Annotated in this window: 16 protein-coding genes; 12 read left to right on the top strand and 4 right to left on the bottom strand. The window is 67.1% G+C overall.

Features of this window, described 5'->3' with window-relative positions:
- The first annotated feature begins 29 nt into the window (after positions 1–29).
- Genes upp through L6Q67_RS20105 form a run of 3 tightly spaced genes read left to right on the top strand, consistent with a single transcriptional unit; the run spans position 30 to position 2,612 of the window.
- Entirely contained in the window at positions 30–662 is a 633-nt protein-coding gene (gene upp / locus L6Q67_RS20115; protein WP_296573881.1) for a uracil phosphoribosyltransferase, read from the top strand.
- Positions 659–1,303: a TetR/AcrR family transcriptional regulator gene (locus L6Q67_RS20110; RefSeq protein WP_296573878.1), complete on the top strand. Its 645-nt coding sequence runs from the start codon at positions 659–661 to the stop codon at positions 1,301–1,303. The genes upp and L6Q67_RS20110 overlap by 4 nt, the downstream gene beginning before the upstream one ends.
- Positions 1,304–1,334: 31 nt before the next feature.
- Complete coding sequence (locus L6Q67_RS20105; protein WP_296573874.1) at positions 1,335–2,612, top strand: amidohydrolase family protein; 1,278 nt, start codon at positions 1,335–1,337, stop codon at positions 2,610–2,612.
- A 57-nt stretch (positions 2,613–2,669) separates the two neighbouring features.
- Here L6Q67_RS20105 and L6Q67_RS20100 read toward each other — a convergent pair whose 3' ends face one another.
- Positions 2,670–3,242 (bottom strand): DUF3617 family protein, encoded by a 573-nt coding sequence (locus L6Q67_RS20100; RefSeq protein ID WP_296573871.1) that lies wholly within the window; start codon positions 3,240–3,242, stop codon positions 2,670–2,672.
- A 173-nt stretch (positions 3,243–3,415) separates the two neighbouring features.
- On the opposite strand from L6Q67_RS20100, the gene L6Q67_RS20095 reads away from it, so the two are divergent.
- A complete protein-coding gene (locus L6Q67_RS20095; RefSeq protein WP_296573868.1) occupies positions 3,416–4,024 on the top strand; it encodes a DUF3015 family protein in 609 nt (202 codons plus the stop codon).
- A 110-nt stretch (positions 4,025–4,134) separates the two neighbouring features.
- Positions 4,135–5,988, top strand: a complete 1,854-nt coding sequence (locus tag L6Q67_RS20090; RefSeq protein WP_296573866.1) for a DUF4105 domain-containing protein — start codon at positions 4,135–4,137, stop codon at positions 5,986–5,988.
- Positions 5,989–6,012: 24 nt separating this feature from the next.
- Here L6Q67_RS20090 and L6Q67_RS20085 read toward each other — a convergent pair whose 3' ends face one another.
- Together L6Q67_RS20085 and L6Q67_RS20080 are read right to left on the bottom strand one after the other, a co-directional pair.
- Positions 6,013–6,519 (bottom strand): acyl-CoA thioesterase, encoded by a 507-nt coding sequence (locus tag L6Q67_RS20085; RefSeq protein ID WP_296573863.1) that lies wholly within the window; start codon positions 6,517–6,519, stop codon positions 6,013–6,015.
- 93 nt (positions 6,520–6,612) lie between these two features.
- Entirely contained in the window at positions 6,613–7,008 is a 396-nt protein-coding gene (locus L6Q67_RS20080) for a hypothetical protein (RefSeq protein WP_296573858.1), read from the bottom strand.
- 294 nt (positions 7,009–7,302) lie between these two features.
- Here L6Q67_RS20080 and L6Q67_RS20075 point away from each other — a divergent pair, with 294 nt between their 5' ends.
- From L6Q67_RS20075 to L6Q67_RS20065, 3 genes are all read left to right on the top strand, one after another.
- Positions 7,303–8,445 (top strand): heparan-alpha-glucosaminide N-acetyltransferase domain-containing protein, encoded by a 1,143-nt coding sequence (locus tag L6Q67_RS20075; RefSeq protein WP_296573855.1) that lies wholly within the window; start codon positions 7,303–7,305, stop codon positions 8,443–8,445.
- A 55-nt stretch (positions 8,446–8,500) separates the two neighbouring features.
- A complete protein-coding gene (locus tag L6Q67_RS20070; RefSeq protein ID WP_296573852.1) occupies positions 8,501–8,875 on the top strand; it encodes a DUF2946 family protein in 375 nt (124 codons plus the stop codon).
- Between the two features lie 111 nt (positions 8,876–8,986).
- Positions 8,987–11,047 carry a TonB-dependent receptor gene (locus L6Q67_RS20065; protein ID WP_296573849.1) on the top strand — a complete coding sequence of 687 codons (2,061 nt, stop codon included), beginning with the start codon at positions 8,987–8,989 and terminating at the stop codon, positions 11,045–11,047.
- A gap of 247 nt (positions 11,048–11,294) precedes the next feature.
- Here the strand turns inward: L6Q67_RS20065 and L6Q67_RS20060 are convergent, their stop codons facing one another.
- The gene (locus L6Q67_RS20060; protein WP_296573846.1) at positions 11,295–12,146 is read right to left on the bottom strand and encodes a TorF family putative porin; all 852 of its coding nucleotides are present in this window, start codon (positions 12,144–12,146) and stop codon (positions 11,295–11,297) included.
- Positions 12,147–12,320: 174 nt separating this feature from the next.
- On the opposite strand from L6Q67_RS20060, the gene L6Q67_RS20055 reads away from it, so the two are divergent.
- The 4 genes from L6Q67_RS20055 (at position 12,321) to L6Q67_RS20040 (ending at position 16,701) form a co-directional block, all read left to right on the top strand.
- On the top strand, positions 12,321–14,015 hold the full coding sequence (locus tag L6Q67_RS20055) for an APC family permease (protein WP_296573841.1): 1,695 nt from the start codon (positions 12,321–12,323) through the stop codon (positions 14,013–14,015).
- An 11-nt stretch (positions 14,016–14,026) separates the two neighbouring features.
- The gene (locus tag L6Q67_RS20050) at positions 14,027–14,608 is read left to right on the top strand and encodes a dimethylamine monooxygenase subunit DmmA family protein (RefSeq protein WP_296573839.1); all 582 of its coding nucleotides are present in this window, start codon (positions 14,027–14,029) and stop codon (positions 14,606–14,608) included.
- The gene (locus L6Q67_RS20045) at positions 14,605–15,555 is read left to right on the top strand and encodes a PDR/VanB family oxidoreductase (RefSeq protein WP_296573836.1); all 951 of its coding nucleotides are present in this window, start codon (positions 14,605–14,607) and stop codon (positions 15,553–15,555) included. The genes L6Q67_RS20050 and L6Q67_RS20045 overlap by 4 nt, the downstream gene beginning before the upstream one ends.
- Positions 15,556–15,630: 75 nt before the next feature.
- Positions 15,631–16,701, top strand: coding sequence for a DUF3445 domain-containing protein (locus L6Q67_RS20040; RefSeq protein WP_296573833.1), 1,071 nt, complete (start codon positions 15,631–15,633; stop codon positions 16,699–16,701).
- The last annotated feature ends 3 nt before the right edge of the window (positions 16,702–16,704 follow it).

Genomic DNA, 16,704 nt, shown 5'->3' with positions numbered 1-16,704 from the left:
AACAGAAACCCCACGCGCCGGAGGACACCATGACCGCTCCCGTCACCGTCATCGACCACCCCCTGCTGCAGCACAAGCTGTCCATGGCCCGCAGTGCCGACACCACCACCGACAACTTCCGCCGCCTGGTGCGGGAGATCGCCGCCATGCTGGCCTACGAGGTGACCCGCGACCTGCCCACCGAGATGATCAAGGTGACGACCCCGGTGGCCGACTGCGAGGTGCCGGTGATCAGCGGCAAGAAGCTGTGCCTGGTGTCCATCCTGCGGGCCGGCAACGGCATGCTCGACGGCATGATCGACCTGCTGCCCGGCGCCCGGGTGGGCCACATCGGCCTCTACCGCGACCCGGAGACCCTGGAGGCCATCGAGTACTACTTCAAGCTGCCCGAGGACGTGGAAGACCGCCTGGTGATCGTGGTGGACCCCATGCTCGCCACCGGCAACTCGGCCAGCGCGGCGCTGTCCCGGCTCAAGGAGGCGGGCGTCTCCAGCCTCAAGTTCGTGTGCCTGCTGGCCGCGCCCGAGGGCATCGCCGCGCTGCAAGCCGCCCATCCGGACGTGTCCATCACCACCGGCGCGGTGGACAGCCACCTCAACGACCACGGCTACATCGTGCCCGGCCTGGGTGATGCGGGAGACCGCATCTTCGGCACCAAATGACGGCAGTGGCGCCCCGGCAACGGGAGGACGGCCGGGGCGGCGGGCGCATCCGCCAGCACCAGGAGGGCGCCATCCTGCAGGCCGCCGAGCAGGTGTTTGCCCGGGCCGGCTTCCAGGGCGCCACCATGGCCGAGATCGCCCTGCGCGCCGGCCTGCCCAAGTCCAACCTGCATTACTACTTCGGCACCAAGGCCGAGGTGTACCGGGCCGTGCTCGGCCACATCCTGCGTCTGTGGTTGGCCGAGACCGACTGCATCACCCCCGACGCCGACCCCCGCGAGGCCCTGGAACACTACATTGCCGCCAAGATGCGTCTCACCGCCGAGCGCCCCGACGCCTCCCGGGTCTTCGCCAACGAACTCCTCCACGGCGCTCCGGAGATCGGCGACTATCTGCGCGGCGAGCTGCGCACCCTGGTGGCCGACAAGGCGCAGGTGATCGAGGGCTGGATTGCCGCCGGGCGCATGGCCCCGGTGGACCCGGTGCATCTCTTCATCAGCCTGTGGGCGCTCACCCAGACCTACGCCGACTTTGAGACCCAGGTGTGCGCCGTGCTCGGCCGGCCCGAGCTGGCCCCCGAGGACTACCAGCGGGCCACCGCCCACGTGCAGGCCCTGGTGTTGCGCGGCTGCGGGCTTTGACTCATCCACCCACCCTGCGAGGAATGACGCCGTGCTCGACCTGATCCTGCGCCAGTGCACCCTGCCCGATGGCCGTAGCGGCATCGACATCGGCATCCGCGATGGCCGCATCGTGGCCGTGGAGACGGGGCTGGCGGCGGCTGCCGGCGACGTCATCGACGTGGCCGGCCAGCTGGTCACGCCGCCCTTCGTGGATGCCCACTTCCACATGGATGCCACGCTTTCCTATGGGCTGCCCCGGGTCAATCAGAGCGGCACTTTGCTCGAAGGCATCGCCCTGTGGGGCGAGCTGAAACCCCAGCTCACCCAGGATGCCCTGGTGGAGCGCGCCCTGGCCTATTGCGACTGGGCTGCGGCCAAGGGCCTGCTGGCCATCCGCAGCCACGTGGACGTGTGCGACCCGCGCCTGCTGGCGGTGGAGGCCCTGCTCCACGTGAAAGAGAAGGTCCGCCCCTACATCGACCTGCAGCTGGTGGCCTTTCCCCAGGACGGCGTGCTGCGGGCGCCCGGCGCGCTGGACAATCTGAAGCGCGCCCTCGACATGGGCGTGGACGTGGTCGGCGGCATTCCCCACTTCGAGCGCACCATGGCCGACGGCGCCGAGTCGGTGCGCATCCTGTGCGAGCTGGCGGCCGAGCGCGGCCTGCCGGTGGACATGCACTGCGACGAGTCCGACGACCCGCTCTCCCGGCACATCGAGACCCTGGCGTTTCATGCGCAGCGCCTGGGGCTGCAGGGGCGGGTGGCGGGTTCCCACCTCACCTCCATGCACTCCATGGACAACTACTACGTGTCCAAGCTGCTGCCCCTGATCGCCGAAGCCGGCGTGGCCGCCATCGCCAACCCCCTCATCAACATCACCCTGCAGGGCCGCCACGACACCTACCCCAAGCGCCGCGGCATGACCCGCGTGCCCGAGCTGCTGGCCGCCGGCGTGCCGGTGGCCTTTGGCCACGACTGCGTGATGGACCCGTGGTATTCGCTGGGCAGCGGCGACATGCTGGAGGTGGCCGCCATGGGCCTGCATGTGGCCCAGATGACCAGCCAGGACGGCATGCGCGCCTGCTTTGCGGCGGTCACTGACACGCCGGCGCGCATCCTCGGGCTGGACGGCTACGGCATCGCCCCCGGCTGCCGCGCCGATCTGGTGGTACTCCAGGCCGGCGACCCCATCGAGGCCCTGCGCCTGCGCGCCACCCGCCTGCTGGTGCTGCGTGCGGGCCGGATCATCGCCCGCACCCCACCGGCCATCACCACCCTGAACCTCCCCGGCCGGCCCGGAAACGTCGACTTCCGCCGCCCTCTTTAGGGTTGAATTCAATCGACCCAACAAAAGTTCGCTCTGTGACCGGGGCCAGCCTCCTTTCTACAAGGCCATCATGTCCTTGGTGCATTCACCGATGTAGGTGGAGTTCATGATGATCTGCATCTCGAGATCCTGACCGCCCTTGTGCACCATCTGCCGGATCTCTGACTTCATCTTGCGGGGCGCCACGGTGTTGCTGATCTGCATATCCACCGAATTGCCGTCGGCCATCACGCAACTCATCTTCCAGGAGGCGGCGTTGTCCGAGCGCTTGGGGTCGGAGATGCTGCACTTGGCCCCCTTCTTCTCCATCTTGTCCTGATCGATACCCGGGGTGAGGTAGGGGTCCTTGGCCAGGAAGGCCTTGCTCAGACAGACCCTGGTGGTGGATTCCGTGAGGGTCTTGGGGGGCGTGTCCGGCTTTTCCCGGGCCGTGATGACGGCCTTCATCTCCCAGCCACCGGGCTGCACGGCGCTGTTGGCAGCGGCCCCGAGGGGCAGGGCGGCGAGGGTGGCAAGCGCCAGATGGGCAAGGCGGAAGGCGTGGGTGGTCGTGCGCATGGTGGCTCCGGGGATGGGGGTGACACTGGCATGGTGCCACGGATGGCCGTGGCGGGCAGTGAATCCTTGCATCGGCGGGCGGTACTCCAAGGTCGGCGAGTTGAACTGCCGCGGGCTGGTTTGACGCAAGCAAGCGCGCTCGAGGGTAAGCTTGGCTGCATATTTTGATGTTGTTTTCATAATTCCATATGTATAAAATCCGGCCGGCTTCTGTTTTGAAGAGCCGCAATTCCAGCAACAAATCCATGTCCATCGATCCTGCGGGCGGGGTTGCGGTGTACTTAACCATCACGATCAGAACACACATCATGTCCACGAAAAAAACAGTCCTCGCATCCATCTTCCTTGCCTGCTCCGCAATGGCTCAGGCCCAGGACACGCCGCCGTCGGCTCCCGAGGCCAAGCCTGCCGCCACGACCGCCGATGATCGGCGCCCCGGCTCCGGCCCCAATCCGTTCACCGACTGCGGCATCGGTGCAGCGCTGTTTCCCACGGTGGGTTGGGCTGCGGTCACTTCCAACGTGATCTGGGACATCGGCACCACCGCGCTGACCTCGGCGACCGCCAGCCCGCAGACCTGCTCCGGCAAGCGCGTGGCCGCGGCCATCTTTATCAACGACACTTATGAAAAGCTGGCCGAGGAAACCGCCCGTGGCCAGGGGGAACACCTGAACGCAGTGCTGAACATCCTCGGTTGTGACAGCGCCCGTCATCCTGAGGCCATTGAGGCTGCACGTGGCTCCATGGGTGAGGCTGTGGCCGCTCCGGGCTATGCCACCCAGCGCCGCCTGGACAAGGCTGCCGATTTCTACGGCATCGTCGAAAGCGCCGTCAGCGGCCGCTGCGCCGCCTGAGTTGTACCCGGGACCGCCGGCTGCCCGGGCCGGCGGTCTTTTTTCGTCCATCCGGTCTGCATTGCGCCCCGTCCCCCATCTTGCATCTCCGTCTGCTGCACCTTTTTCTGATGCCCGCTGTGCTGGTTTGCCTGTGGGCCGTGCCGGTGGCCCGCGCCACCACGCCTCTCAAGCTCGAACAGCTTGCTGCGGAGTCTGGTTGGATCCGTCTGCTGCACTACGAGCCCGACCGTGGCGTGGCCAGCGGGTGGCGCAGTGCCATCCACAGCCCCGAGTTCTTTCTGGCGGCTGGCGGGGGCACGGATCCCCTTGCTGAACTTCAGGCCACGCTTGCCGCCATGTCCGTGCCAGCCGGCATTGATGTCGATGCGCATGCCCAGTGTCGCTTCCCGGCACGGCGGATCTGGCTGACGCAAAGGCTGGGGGGCGCCGGGTCCCTCGCGCAGATTACCTGCCCCCGTTTTGACGGCTTCATCCGAAGCAGTGAGGTGGAGTCGGTGAGCATCATCTTTGCCACGGGATATCTCGGCAACCCGGCGTCCTACTACGGGCATGCCCTGCTCAAGTTCAACTACACGGGTACCTACAGCCGTTCTCCCCTGCTGGATGTGAGCGTCAACTACGGCGCCATCCTGACCGGAACCGACGATCCCCTGACCTACATGGTGAAGGGCGTCTTTGGGGGCTATGACGGGGGCTTCAGCCACGTTCATTACTATTTCCACAATCACAACTATGGGGAAAACGAGCTGCGCGATCTGTGGGAATACCGGCTCGACCTGCCGCCCGAGGCTGTCCGGCTGATCGTGGCGCATGCCTGGGAAGTGCTGGGGCAGCGCTACACCTACTATTTCTTCCGTCGCAATTGCGCCTTCCGCATGGCCGAGCTCGTGCAGGTGGTGGAGGGTGTGGACATCACGCCACCCGACCGGCCATGGACCATCCCCCAGTCGATGATCCAGCGTCTCGCACAGGCACGGTTTGCGGATCGGCCGCTGCTGGCGGAAGTGCGCTACCACCCGTCCCGCCAGTCCCGGTTCTACGAGAGGTACCGCAGCCTGGAGAGGGAGGATGCGCATCTGCTTGGCGCGCTTGCTGACGGCACTGAAGTGATTTCCGGCTCACGTTTTCAAGGGCGTCCAGTGACATCCCGGCAGGCCGTGCTTGATGGCCTGATCGATTACTACCAGTTTGTGGCGGATCCCGAAACGCGGGCCAGTGGCAAGCGTGATCCCGGCTATGCCCGGGCATTGGCTGCGCGCTACCGGCTGCCCCCCGGCGAGCCTGTCGTGGCGCAACGCCTGCCCGAGGCGCCCCAGCTCGGGCGTCCGCCCTCCTGGGTACAGCTTGGCTGGATGCAGGGCAGTGCGAGCGGCGAGGCCATGAGCTTGCGTATTCGTCCAGCCTATTACGATGTTCTGGATGGTGGCAGTGGCCATGTCCCGAATGGCGCCCTGGTGATGGGGGACGTGCAATTGCGGGTGGAGGAGGGGCGGGTCCGCTTGCAGCAGCTCGACCTGCTGGCCATCGAGAGCGTCAATCCGGCCTTGAGCGGACTGCCGGGTGATCGGGGGGCGGCGTGGAAGCTGCGCGCCGGGGTCGAGCAGGCCCGCCTCGGATGCCGGGGCTGCCTGATGCCGCGGCTGCAGGGGGATATGGGGTTCGGGCGGCAGATTCGGGATGGTCTTTTCGCTGCGGCCTATGTGGGTGGGGCGGTGCAGACCAACCGTTTCGAGCAGGGGCCGGGTTTCATCCGTGCCTCCGCCAACCTGATCTTCAAGCCGTCTGCCGGATTCGCCGTGCGTCTGGGCTACGAGCATCGCCAGCCGGTTGGTGGTGCTGCGGCCTACGGGCTAAGCCAGGCGGAGCTCCGTCTGGCCTTTGGTGCACGCAGCGATCTGCGCCTCGCCTATGCCAATGACGAGGCCCACCTGCTGACCATCGGCCTGGGACACTACTGGTAGCCGGCTGGCCTGGCAACGGGGGCCTTACCGCTCCGTTTGCCCATTCTCCGGTGCCGAGTCCCGCAGCGCCGAGTAACGCTGCTCCAGCTCCCGGCGCAGCTCCTTGCGGGCCAGTGCCGCCTGATGGCGGCGTTTCTCGTCGGGGGTGAAGGGGCGCAGGGGCGGTACGCTGACCGGCTTGCGCTCTTCGTCCACCGCCACCATGGTGAAGAAGCAGCTGTTGGCGTGGCGGACCACCTGGGTGCGGATGTCTTCGGCGATCACCTTGACGCCGATCTCCATGGACGAATTGCCGGTGTAGTTCACCGAGGCCATGAAGGTCACCAGCTCGCCCACGTGGATGGGCTGGCGGAACATCACCTGGTCCACCGACAGGGTGACCACATAGCAGCCTGCGTAGCGCGCACCGCAGGCATAGGCCACCTGGTCGAGGAGCTTGAGGATGGCGCCGCCGTGCACGTTGCCGGAAAAGTTGGCCATGTCGGGGGTCATCAGCACCGTCATGCTGAGCTGATGGGCGGGGAGGGTCATCGGGGGCTCCTGGGCAGGTTGGGGGAGGGAGAGCCCGATGATTGGGGATGCCGCTATCCAGGTCAATTGCCGTGGAGGCCGGGAAGCGCCCCCTTACCCCAGCGCCGCCATTGCCAGCACCCCGTGAAGGCCCAGCGCGATCAGGAGCGCGAGGATCCGGATCAGCGAGGTGATCAGCATGTTCATGTGCTCGGTCCTGGGGTGCAGGCGGGTGATCCAGTGGGCCGTGTGGCGGAGCCGGCGGCCGAGGCGGCTGTTGCTGGCCGCCTTGCGAAGCACCTGGGCGAGTGGGCGCCGTGCCCATGGGTCGAAGCCCGGACGGGCATCGAGCTTGCGTTGCGAACGACGGGCGAAGAGGGCCCGGCGACGGGGTTCGACGCAGTGGGCAAGGGCCGCGGCGCTGGGGCGGGACGGGCGGAGGCCGGCGCCACCCGGGCGGGGGCCGGCGACGGAGAGGCGTGGGAGGCAGAAGGGCGGGCGGATGGGCATGGCTGCGGGCTCGAAGGATTCCGTGGCGGGGCGCAGGCGCCGCGGAAGATCTTTTTCGTGCCGCCGAGATGCGCCGGGCGGCCTGCTTATGAATTTTTCTGCTTTACATATCGATTAAACAGAAAAGCAGCCTTGCCCTTCAACCTGCTATGGACGCCAGGGTTTGTCGGGCGGCACGCCGAGGGCTCGGCATGCTGCATGGGTTAGAATGCGTGCCCCCCGATTTTCGGGTCACTTTCCGCGCCGCGAGACAGAGAGGCGTTAGCAGTGCGGGAATCTTCAGTCTGGGCTTGCATGCATAGCGTTACTCGGTCCCATCGCATCAGTGCCATTGATACCCTGCGCGGGCTCGTGATGGCCCTGATGCTGGTGGATCATGTGCGTGAGTTCTTCTTTCTGCACCGGCAGGTGGCCGACCCGATGCTGGTCGGCGAGACGTCGCCGGAGCTGTTCTTCACCCGGCTCACGAGCCATTTCTGTGCGCCGGTGTTCGTCTTCCTGACCGGGCTTGGAGCCTGGTTTCATGGCAGCCGCGAAGGGACGACGTGGCAGGGTACGGCGGCCTACCTGGCGAAGCGCGGCATGCTGATGCTTGCACTCGAAGTGTCGCTGATCAATTTCGCGTGGACCTTTTCCTTACCGCCGACGGTGATCTACCTGCAGGTGATCTGGGCCATCGGGCTCTCCATGCTGGCCTTGGCGGCCCTGCTGTGGCTCCCGGTGTGGGGGAAAGTGGCCCTCGGGCTGCTGATCATCGGCGGACACAACCTGCTCGACAGCGTCCATTTTGCAGTGGGCAACGCGGCCCATGTGCCCTGGGCGATCCTCCACGACCGGAGCATGATCGTGCTGGGCGAGGGGTTGCGCGTGCGCACGTCCTACCCGGTGCTGCCGTGGATCGGCGTGATCCTCCTTGGGCACGCGGCGGGTTCGCTGTACCGGGCGGAGATACCACCCGGGCAGCGCCAGCGCAATCTGTGCCTGATTGGCGCGGCGGCCCTGGCGGGGTTCCTCCTGCTGCGCTTTCTCAATGTCTATGGTGACCACGCCTGGGTGGTGGGGGGCACGGGCCTTGAAACGGTGATGTCCTTCCTGAACGTCACGAAGTACCCGCCCTCGCTGCTCTTCCTGCTGCTCACGCTGGGCGTCGGCATGCTCGCCCTGGGGCTGCTCGAACGCTGCCGGGCGTGGGCGGTGCTGGCCTGCTTCGGCCGTGTTCCGCTGTTCTTCTATGTGCTGCACCTCTACGGCCTGCACCTGCTCTACCTGGCATGTGTCGCCGTCGTCGGGCCCACCCAGGGTGATCGCTACGGCTTTGCCGAGGTGGGGCAGATCTGGCTTCTGGCCGGGGTGGCGCTGGTCGTCCTCTATCTGCCGTGCCGCTGGTTTGCCGGCGTGAAGCAGCGCAGTGGCGCCGGTTGGGCGAGCTATTTCTGAGGTGAGCCGGCGCCGCGCCGCCCGCCTGCGGGCTTCCGGAAGGCCGATCTCCGGCATGGGGAGATTCCCGCTCGCCTGCCTGATCGTGCTGGTCATGCTGGCAGCCACGCTGCTGCCGGTGTCCCACGCCTATCTGCACCTCCATGGCGGTGGCGAAGGCAGGGTGGCCGACTGTGTCCGGAGCCTGGAAGAGGCGCCCCAGGCGGCGAGCGCCGATGACTCCTGCCCGACGGCGCCGCGCACCCACGCCGACCATTGCCCCCTGTGCCTGCACTTGGCCCAGCCCATGCTGCCGACGGCCGACATCCCCGGCTTCAAGGCGCTGGATGGGCACGGGCACCTCGTTCTTCCCCTCCCGCCTTGCCCGCCCACCGGGCGGCTCGCATGGCTCAGACCGGCGCCCCGCGCGCCGCCCGCGTCTTTCTCCTGATCCTTCCTTCCAGTACCTGCCTTCTCTCCATCGTGCTGCCACCTTCCGGCAGCCCGAGGGGGGAGGGCGTCGATCATCGGGCAGCCATTGCCCTGGAGAAAGTCTGCGCTCATGAAAACCAAACTGTTGTCGCTGGCGGTGTCGTCCGCCCTGTCTTCCCTCTATTCCCCTTGTTACGCCGCAGCCGACGGCGACTCGGCCATCGTGCTCGGCGAGGTCGCCGTCCGCGGCCAGGCCAGCGGCCCCCTGCCGACCCACAGCATCCTGAGTTCCGTCGATATCCTCGGCGGCGACAAGGTGCAGGACAAGAACGTCATGAACAGCTGGGAGCTGATCGGGCAGATGCCCGGCATCCAGCTCACTGAAACCCGCATGGGCGCCGAGTCGGGCAAGGCGACCTTCCGGGCCTTCAATGGCGAGGGTTACATCAACGGCATCAAGGTGCTCATCGACGGCATCCCCAGCAACGTCAATAGCGGCAACCAGCGCTTCATCGACATGATCTTCCCCCTCGACATCGAATACATCGAAGTCGTGCGGGGGACCAACGACCCGCGCTACGGCCTGCACAACATCGGCGGCAACATCAATCTCGTGACCCGTCAGGGCGGCAACTACACCGACGGTCGCCTCACCGTCGGGAGCTTCAACACCCGGGAACTGCAGGTGGCGCTGGGCCGGGAGTCCGAGGGCTGGTCCCAGAGCTACTTTTTTGCCAGGCAGGATTCCGATGGCCACCGGGACCACTCCGAATCGGAAAAGTACTCGGCGAGCGCCAAGTGGTTCTACACGCCGGCCGGCGCCGATCTCACCGCCGGCGTGATCGTGCGGGCCTACAGTCACCAGGCGGAGGAGCCGGGCTTTCTGACCGCCCGCGAGCTGGCTGCCAGTCGCAGCCAGTCACCGGCGAAGAACGCCCGGGATGGCGATGACCGGGATATGAAGCACGTCAGCGCACACCTCGACTGGCAGCTCAACCCCCGCACCGCCCTCAGCAGCAAGCTCTACTTCAACACCTACGCCGATGACCGCAAGGTGACCTTCACCAGCAGTCCGGCAGGCTCCGCACCCCGCCAGCGCCGCATGTGGGACGAGGACCAGACCGGCTTCATGACCACCCTGACCTGGCGCGCCAGCGATGCGCTGGTGATCGACGGCGGCGTCAATGCCGAGCACCAGGACAACCGCTACCGGCGCTATCGCTACGCCTACGCCAGCCCCACCGACTTCTCCACACCGGCCACCACCTCGAACGATGACAGCTACACCCTGCGCAATCTGGGGGCCTACGTGCAGGCCGTCATCAAGCCCATCGATTCCCTGAAGATCATTCCCGGCTTCCGCGCCGACAAGTTCTCGGGCAGCACCCAGCTCCACACCACCGGGGCGATGGCATCCCTGCAGGACTACGGCTGGATCAGCCAGCCCAAGTTCAGCGTGGTGTATGGCGTGACGCCCGCCGCCAGCGTCTATGCCAACTGGGGCCGCAGCTTCCAGATCCTCACCGGCTCCCGGGCACCGGCCTACCTCACCCCCGGCCAGGCCGAGTTCAGGCCGTCCATCAACACCGGCAAGGAGATCGGCATCAAGCTCAAGCCCCTCGCCGACACGGAAGTCCGGGTGGCGGTGTGGCAGCAGGACGCTACCGACGAAGTGGCCAACATGCCGAGCACCGGCACCACCGTCGGCCTCGGGCAGACGCGCCGCAAGGGCGTGGACTTCCAGGTCACCGGCCGGGTGACCGACTCGCTCAAGCTGTGGCTGTCCCACTCCCTGCAGGAGGCCACGGTGCAGCGTGCCTTCACGGCCGGCGGTGTCTCCCTCGCCGGGAAGGAGGTCTTCTCGACGCCGCGCTACATCTCCAACGTCGGCGTCGAATACCAGGCCACCGAAAAGTGGCGGCTCAGCCTCCAGGGGCGCGCCCAGGGGAGCTATTACATCGACGACCTGAACGCCAAGGGCAAGCACGGTGGCTTCGTGCTCTTCGATACCTCCGTGCGCTATGCCCTGACGAAGGCCGCCAGCCTGGATCTGCAGTTGAAGAACCTGACCGACCGCAAGTATGAATACGTCTGGTACGACAACTTCTTCTGGCCGGCAGGCAGCGAGCAGCCCATGTATTCGCCGGGGCCTGGGAGGTCGGCCTATCTTTCCCTCAATCTGAAGATGTAAAAGCCCGTTCCGGCCCGCTGCTGCCGTCCCGGGACAGTCGCAGCGGATATATTGTGGGGCGACTTGTAGGGGCGACTTCAGTCGCCCATCCGCACGTCGATCACCGCCATGCCCTTGATCGAAGTCCGCGGGCGACTGAAGTCGCCCCTACCTGAAGCTCCTGCGGCGAGGCGGCCGCGTCCCAAAAAAACGGCCCCCGTTTCAGGGGGCCGCCGCAGGTGCCAACCTTGCTGGGAGAACGCTTGAATCAGAACACCCGGTTCACCGAGGCGATCCACGTCCCGGCGTTCATGTCCTTGGTGGTGCCGTTGCCGGCCAGGCTGGGGTAGTTCTTCCAGTAGTCGGCGCCGACGGTGGTGGTGTAGGCCAGGCCGAGGGTCCAGGCGCCGGGCATGCTCTTGGTCACGCCCACCTTGTAGTCGCTGTAGTCCAGGCCTTTTGAGTTGGCGATGGTCTGGCGGCCGGCGTGGAGGGTGGCGGTCCAGGTGGGGATGAATTCGTAGGTGATGTTGGCTTCGATGTACCAGGAGCCGGTGGTGTCCTTGCCGGTGACGCCGGCGTTGGGCTTGTTGGGGAAGGCGCCGAAGCCGGCGTTGTTGCTGCTGAAGCCGAAGTAGCCCACGTCGGTGAGGGCGCGGGAGTACTTGACGTTGAGCCACTGCCAGGTGCCCGACAGGTAGAGCTCGGTGGTGTCGTAGGTCTTGCTGGCATAGCTGCCGGCGGGGGTGATCTTGTCGTAGTTGGCTTTCGGGAAGATGAACTGCAGCAGGCCCACGTCGTAGCTGAAATCCCCCACTGCGCCGCGGTAGCCGCCGTACAGGTCGATCTCCACGTTGGCGTTGGCGTAGAGGTTGGCGCTGGTGTTGGACATCCAGGCGCCAGCGTAGAAGCCCGAGGCATGGGCGTAGTCCACACCGCCCTGGATGGCCGGGTTGCCCCAGGTCTGGCGGATGCCGCGAAACACGTATTCCGAGACCAGGCCGATGTTGGTGGTCAGCTCCGGCGCGGCGGCCGGGGCGTCTTCTGCAAAGGCGGGGGCGACGAGGGCGGGCAGGCTGATGAGCAGGCCTGCGCTCATTGTCCGAAGAGAAATTTTCATTGGAGGTGCCTCCGGGGGTTGGGGTGAGGCCATTTCACGCCCGCCCGCGACCTTCCTCAATTCCCCCTGCGACCTACTCCCAAAGTCGAATTGTTCGCCACGGCCCGGCGGCGGACAGTGCAGCCATATCGCTATTGGCGGTGTGGTTTTTATTCGACCTTGAGGAGAACGCAGATGAACACGACGACAGTGGATGCCGTGACCGGCGGCATCGGGAGCGGCGGCGCCAGCGCGACGCTCCATCGCAAGATCGGCTGGGCGGGCGCCTTCTGGGTGGCCAGCGGGGTGCCGGCCCTGGTGCTTTTTTCCATCGGTTCCATCGCCGCCACGGTGGGCAAACCGTCGTGGGCGGTGTGGATCATCTCCATCGCCTTCGGCTTCCTGCAGTCCTTCTCGTATGCCGAGATCGCCGGCCTCTTCCCGCACAAGTCGGGCGGCGCGTCGGTGTATGGGGCGGTGGCCTGGGTGCGCTACAGCAAGATGCTGGCGCCGCTCTCGGTGTGGTGCAACTGGCTGGCCTGGTCGCCAGTGCTGGCCATCGGCTCGGGGCTGGCGGCGGGCTACATCCTGTCCATCCTGTTTGCGCCGGATGCGGCCATCAACACCTGGCAGATCACCCTGCTGGATCTCTCCGGCATCAAGGCTGGCCTGTCCCTGCGCATCAACGCCACCTTCGTGCTGGGCGCGGCGGTGCTGCTGGCGGCCTTCGCCATCCAGCATCGGGGCATCCTGCAGGCGGCGCGCATGCAGATGGTGCTGGGCGTTGCGGCCCTCGCGCCGCTGATGCTGATCGGCCTGTGGCCGCTGCTCTCCGGTGACGTGCCCTCCGCCAACCTGACGCCCCTCTACCCCCTGGCCAAGGATGCCGGCGGTGCGGTGATCGACGGCGCCTGGGACATGGCCGGGCTGACCCTGATCTCCGGCGGGCTGTTCATGGCGGCGTGGTCCACCTACGGCTTCGAGACGGCGGTGTGCTACACCCGTGAGTTCCGCAACCCGCGCACCGACACCTTCAAGGCCATCCTGTACTCGGGCCTGCTGTGCATCTTCGTGTTCACCGTGGTGCCGCTGGCCTTTCAGGGCTCCATCGGCCTCGGCCAGCTGGTTACGCCGGCGGTGGTGGATGCGGCGGGTAACGTGGTCACCCCGGCGGTGTACGACGGCATCCTGTCGCCCGACATCTACAGCGGCATGGGCGTGGCCCACGCCATGGCCCACATGCTGGGCGCCGGCGCGCTGGTCGAGCATGTGCTGATGGCGATGCTGGTGCTGGCCCTGGTGCTGTCGATCATGACCTCGATGGCGGGCTCCTCGCGCACCCTGTACCAGGCCTCGGTGGATGGCTGGCTACCCAAGTACCTGTCGCACGTGAATGCCAACGGCGCGCCGACCCCGGCCATGTGGACCGACCTGGGCTTCAACCTGATCCTGCTGCTGATGTCCGACTACGTCTTCGTGCTGGCCATCTCCAACGTCTGCTACATCCTCTTCAACTTCCTCAACCTCAACGCCGCCTGGATCCACCGCATCGACCGCCCGAGCTGGCCGCGCCCCTTCAAGGCGCCCACCTGGCTGATTGCCATCGGCACCGTGCTGGCCTTCGTCAATCTGGCGCTGATGGGCATGGGCGCCGACATCTGGGGTGCCGGCACCCTGGCCACCGGCCTGCTGGCAGCGGCGATGATCCTGCCGGTGTTCTTCTACCGCCACTACATCGTCGACAAGGGCCAGTTTCCTGCGGCGATGCAGGAAGACATGCATCTGGGCAGCGAGACGGGCGTCGGTACCCGCGCTGGCATCCTGCCCTACCTGACCCTGGCCGGCGGTGCGGCGGTGATCGCCATCGCCCACGCCATGGCCGTGCTGTGAGGAGGCCCGCGATGCTGCACTCCGACATCAAGAGCCGCCCGACCTACCGGGCCCTCGAACCCGACCTCGCCGCCGCCGGCCATCTGCTGGTGATCGAGGCGGCCACCCTGCAGCCCGGGGGCCTGGCCGGCCTGGCCGACGCCTTCGCTCCGGTGGTGGCAAACCTTCATACCTGGCTGGTGGGCGAGGCGCTGGCCGCACCCGGCCTCGGCAAGCCCTGGCATCTGCCGGCCGTGGCCGACGTGGTGGACGCCCTGGCCTGCGCCACCCGCGGCTACGGCATCGGCGACCGGCTCTACGTGCAGGGCACCGAGCCCTTCCTGTGGTCGGTGGCCACTGCGGCGGCCATCGTCGGCTTCGGCCCCGGCCAGCTCCAGCTGTGCCATGCCGGCAGCCTGCAGCGCCGGGTGTGGTGCACCCACTGCCACGGCGTCACCGAGCAGGTGACCACCAACGTCGTGCCCTGTGCCGGCTGTGGCCGCCACCTGCTGGTGCGCGACCACTTCTCCCGCCGCCTGGGCGCCTTCATGGGCGTGATGGTGGACGCCGAGGCGCCCGGCGAGATCCCGGCCATCGAGGAGGTCTTCGCATGATCGGCGACACCCTCCTGCTGCAGGTGGCGGCGGTGACCGACATCGCCCCCGGCCTGCGTCACCTGCGCCTGGTGGCGGCCGATGGTGGCAAGCTGCCCCCGGCCGCCGCCGGTGCCCACGTCCAGTTCGTGCTGGAAGGCGCGGCGCGTACCTGGCGCAACGCCTACTCCCTGGTCAGCCGGCCCGGCGCCCGGGATGCCTGGGAGATCATCGTGCGCCGGGTGCCCGCCTCCCGCGGCGGCTCGGCCTTCATCCACGAGCAACTCGAGGTGGGCGACCGGCTGCTGGCCGGTTGGCCGGGCAACCTCTTTGCGCCGGTGCGCATTGCCCGCCACCACCTGATGATCGCCGGCGGCATCGGCATCACTCCCTTCCTGTCCTATCTGGCCGAGTTCGGTTTCACCGGTGCCGGCCATGCCCTGCACGTGTGTTGCCGCGAGTCGGAAAAGGATGTCTTCGCACCCTGGCTGGGCAGCAGCCCGGCGGTGGCCTTCCACTGGGACGCCGACGGCCACCGCCTCGACATCCCGGCCCTGCTGGCCAGCCAGCCGGCGGGCACCCACCTCTACGTGTGCGGCCCCGCCGCCATGAACGACGAGGTGATGGCCGCTGCCGCCGTGGCCGGCTGGCCCGCCAGCCACGTGCATTGCGAGCACTTCGGCTCGGCCCTGTTCGGCGGCGAAGCCTTCCGTGCCTTCCTGGTCCGCTCCGGCATCGAGCTGGAGGTGGCCGAGGACGAAAGCCTGCTCGACGCCATCGAGCGCGCCGGCGTGGCCGCCCCCTGCCTGTGCCGCGGTGGCGCCTGCGGCGTGTGCGTCACCCCCCTGTTGGAAGGGGAGGCCGAGCACCGCGACCACTTCCTGTCCGCCGACGAGCGCGCCGCCGGCCGCCTGATCATGCCCTGCGTCTCGCGGGCCCGGGCCGGGCGGCTGGTGCTGGATTTGTGAAACCGCTGTAGGGGCGACTTCAGTCGCCCAACCCACCCCCGCGGGCGACTGAAGTCGCCCCTACAGGAGATCGACATGAGCATCGCTTTCAAACCTGAAGAAACCTTCCGCGGTGACTACAGCTACCGCAACAGCGACGCCGCCATCCTGCGCTTTCCCTTCCCCTTCCCGGAAGACAAGTACATGTACAGCGTCAACATCGAGCCCCATGTGCGCAGCGGCCCCAGCGACGTCTTCATCCGGCCCTTCGATGTGGATGAGCACTACATCGCCGAATGCCGCGACCGGGCCATCACCCTGGAGCGCGACCCCGGCCGCTGCCAGGTGCTGCCCCACATGATGCTGGCCCAGTGGGACACCCTCGAGTTGCTGATGGAGAACCTGTCGGCCGACTACCCGGAGCACTTCTCCCTGACCAAGGAAGGTGACGACTTCGGCAGCCGCTGGACCTGGACCAACCGGCCCCTGGGCATCGAGCAGAGCTTCATCTTCGGCGACGCCGCCACGCTGCCCTGCGAGCCCTTTGAATACATCACCCGCCAGGCCCAGGGCGACTTCGCCATCTGTGACCAGCGCGACGACAACCTCTACATGGACGCCGGCATGGTCACCTCCCAGGCCGACTGGTCCCTGGAGTTCGATGTGGGCATGAGCTTCATGGAATGGCACGGCCCGGTGCCCCTGGCCCACCAGACCGGCGTCTTCGAGCGCGCCCTCAAATACCTGCTGATGCTGCGCCTGGGCCAGCCGGTGCGCCGCCTCAACTGGACCATGACCATCAACCCGCGCCTCGACACCTCGCCCGAGAGCTTCCCCGAATGGGGCACCGACCGGGCCAGCGTGACCCCCGACAACGCCGGCAGCAAGGTGCACCTGCGCGTGGAGCTGCAGACCCTGTGGCGCCTGCCCCGCAGCAACGCAATCCTGTTCCCGATCCGCTGCTATCTGGCCTCCCTGGACGATCTGGCCCGGGTGCCCAAGTGGGGCGCCCGACTCCACCGAGTGCTGTCGAGCCTGCCGCCCCAGCTCGTCGAATACAAGGGCCTCACCCGCTACCTGCCCGCCGCCCTGGCGTGGCTGAGCCGGCATGACGACGGCGCCGAGTTGCCGATTGGCACCGAAGCCGGCGTCGACACGCTGACCTGACCC

This window comes from Zoogloea sp., assembly GCF_023150065.1.
Lineage (GTDB): Bacteria > Pseudomonadota > Gammaproteobacteria > Burkholderiales > Rhodocyclaceae > Zoogloea.
Note: the sequence above shows the minus strand (reverse complement) of the source record. Positions and strands in the feature narration are given on the sequence as shown.

Bases quoted from the DNA above. Each gene is read 5' to 3' on its own strand.
- upp (WP_296573881.1), top strand. From the start codon at position 30: ATGACCGCTCCCGTCACCGTCATCGACCACCCCCTGCTGCAGCACAAG.
- L6Q67_RS20110 (WP_296573878.1), top strand. From the start codon at position 659: ATGACGGCAGTGGCGCCCCGGCAACGGGAGGACGGCCGGGGCGGCGGG.
- L6Q67_RS20100 (WP_296573871.1), bottom strand. From the start codon at position 3,242: ATGCAAGGATTCACTGCCCGCCACGGCCATCCGTGGCACCATGCCAGT.
- L6Q67_RS20095 (WP_296573868.1), top strand. From the start codon at position 3,416: ATGTCCATCGATCCTGCGGGCGGGGTTGCGGTGTACTTAACCATCACG.
- L6Q67_RS20090 (WP_296573866.1), top strand. From the start codon at position 4,135: ATGCCCGCTGTGCTGGTTTGCCTGTGGGCCGTGCCGGTGGCCCGCGCC.
- L6Q67_RS20085 (WP_296573863.1), bottom strand. From the start codon at position 6,519: ATGACCCTCCCCGCCCATCAGCTCAGCATGACGGTGCTGATGACCCCC.
- L6Q67_RS20080 (WP_296573858.1), bottom strand. From the start codon at position 7,008: ATGCCCATCCGCCCGCCCTTCTGCCTCCCACGCCTCTCCGTCGCCGGC.
- L6Q67_RS20075 (WP_296573855.1), top strand. From the start codon at position 7,303: ATGCATAGCGTTACTCGGTCCCATCGCATCAGTGCCATTGATACCCTG.
- L6Q67_RS20070 (WP_296573852.1), top strand. From the start codon at position 8,501: ATGGGGAGATTCCCGCTCGCCTGCCTGATCGTGCTGGTCATGCTGGCA.
- L6Q67_RS20065 (WP_296573849.1), top strand. From the start codon at position 8,987: ATGAAAACCAAACTGTTGTCGCTGGCGGTGTCGTCCGCCCTGTCTTCC.
- L6Q67_RS20060 (WP_296573846.1), bottom strand. From the start codon at position 12,146: ATGAAAATTTCTCTTCGGACAATGAGCGCAGGCCTGCTCATCAGCCTG.
- L6Q67_RS20055 (WP_296573841.1), top strand. From the start codon at position 12,321: ATGAACACGACGACAGTGGATGCCGTGACCGGCGGCATCGGGAGCGGC.
- L6Q67_RS20050 (WP_296573839.1), top strand. From the start codon at position 14,027: ATGCTGCACTCCGACATCAAGAGCCGCCCGACCTACCGGGCCCTCGAA.
- L6Q67_RS20045 (WP_296573836.1), top strand. From the start codon at position 14,605: ATGATCGGCGACACCCTCCTGCTGCAGGTGGCGGCGGTGACCGACATC.
- L6Q67_RS20040 (WP_296573833.1), top strand. From the start codon at position 15,631: ATGAGCATCGCTTTCAAACCTGAAGAAACCTTCCGCGGTGACTACAGC.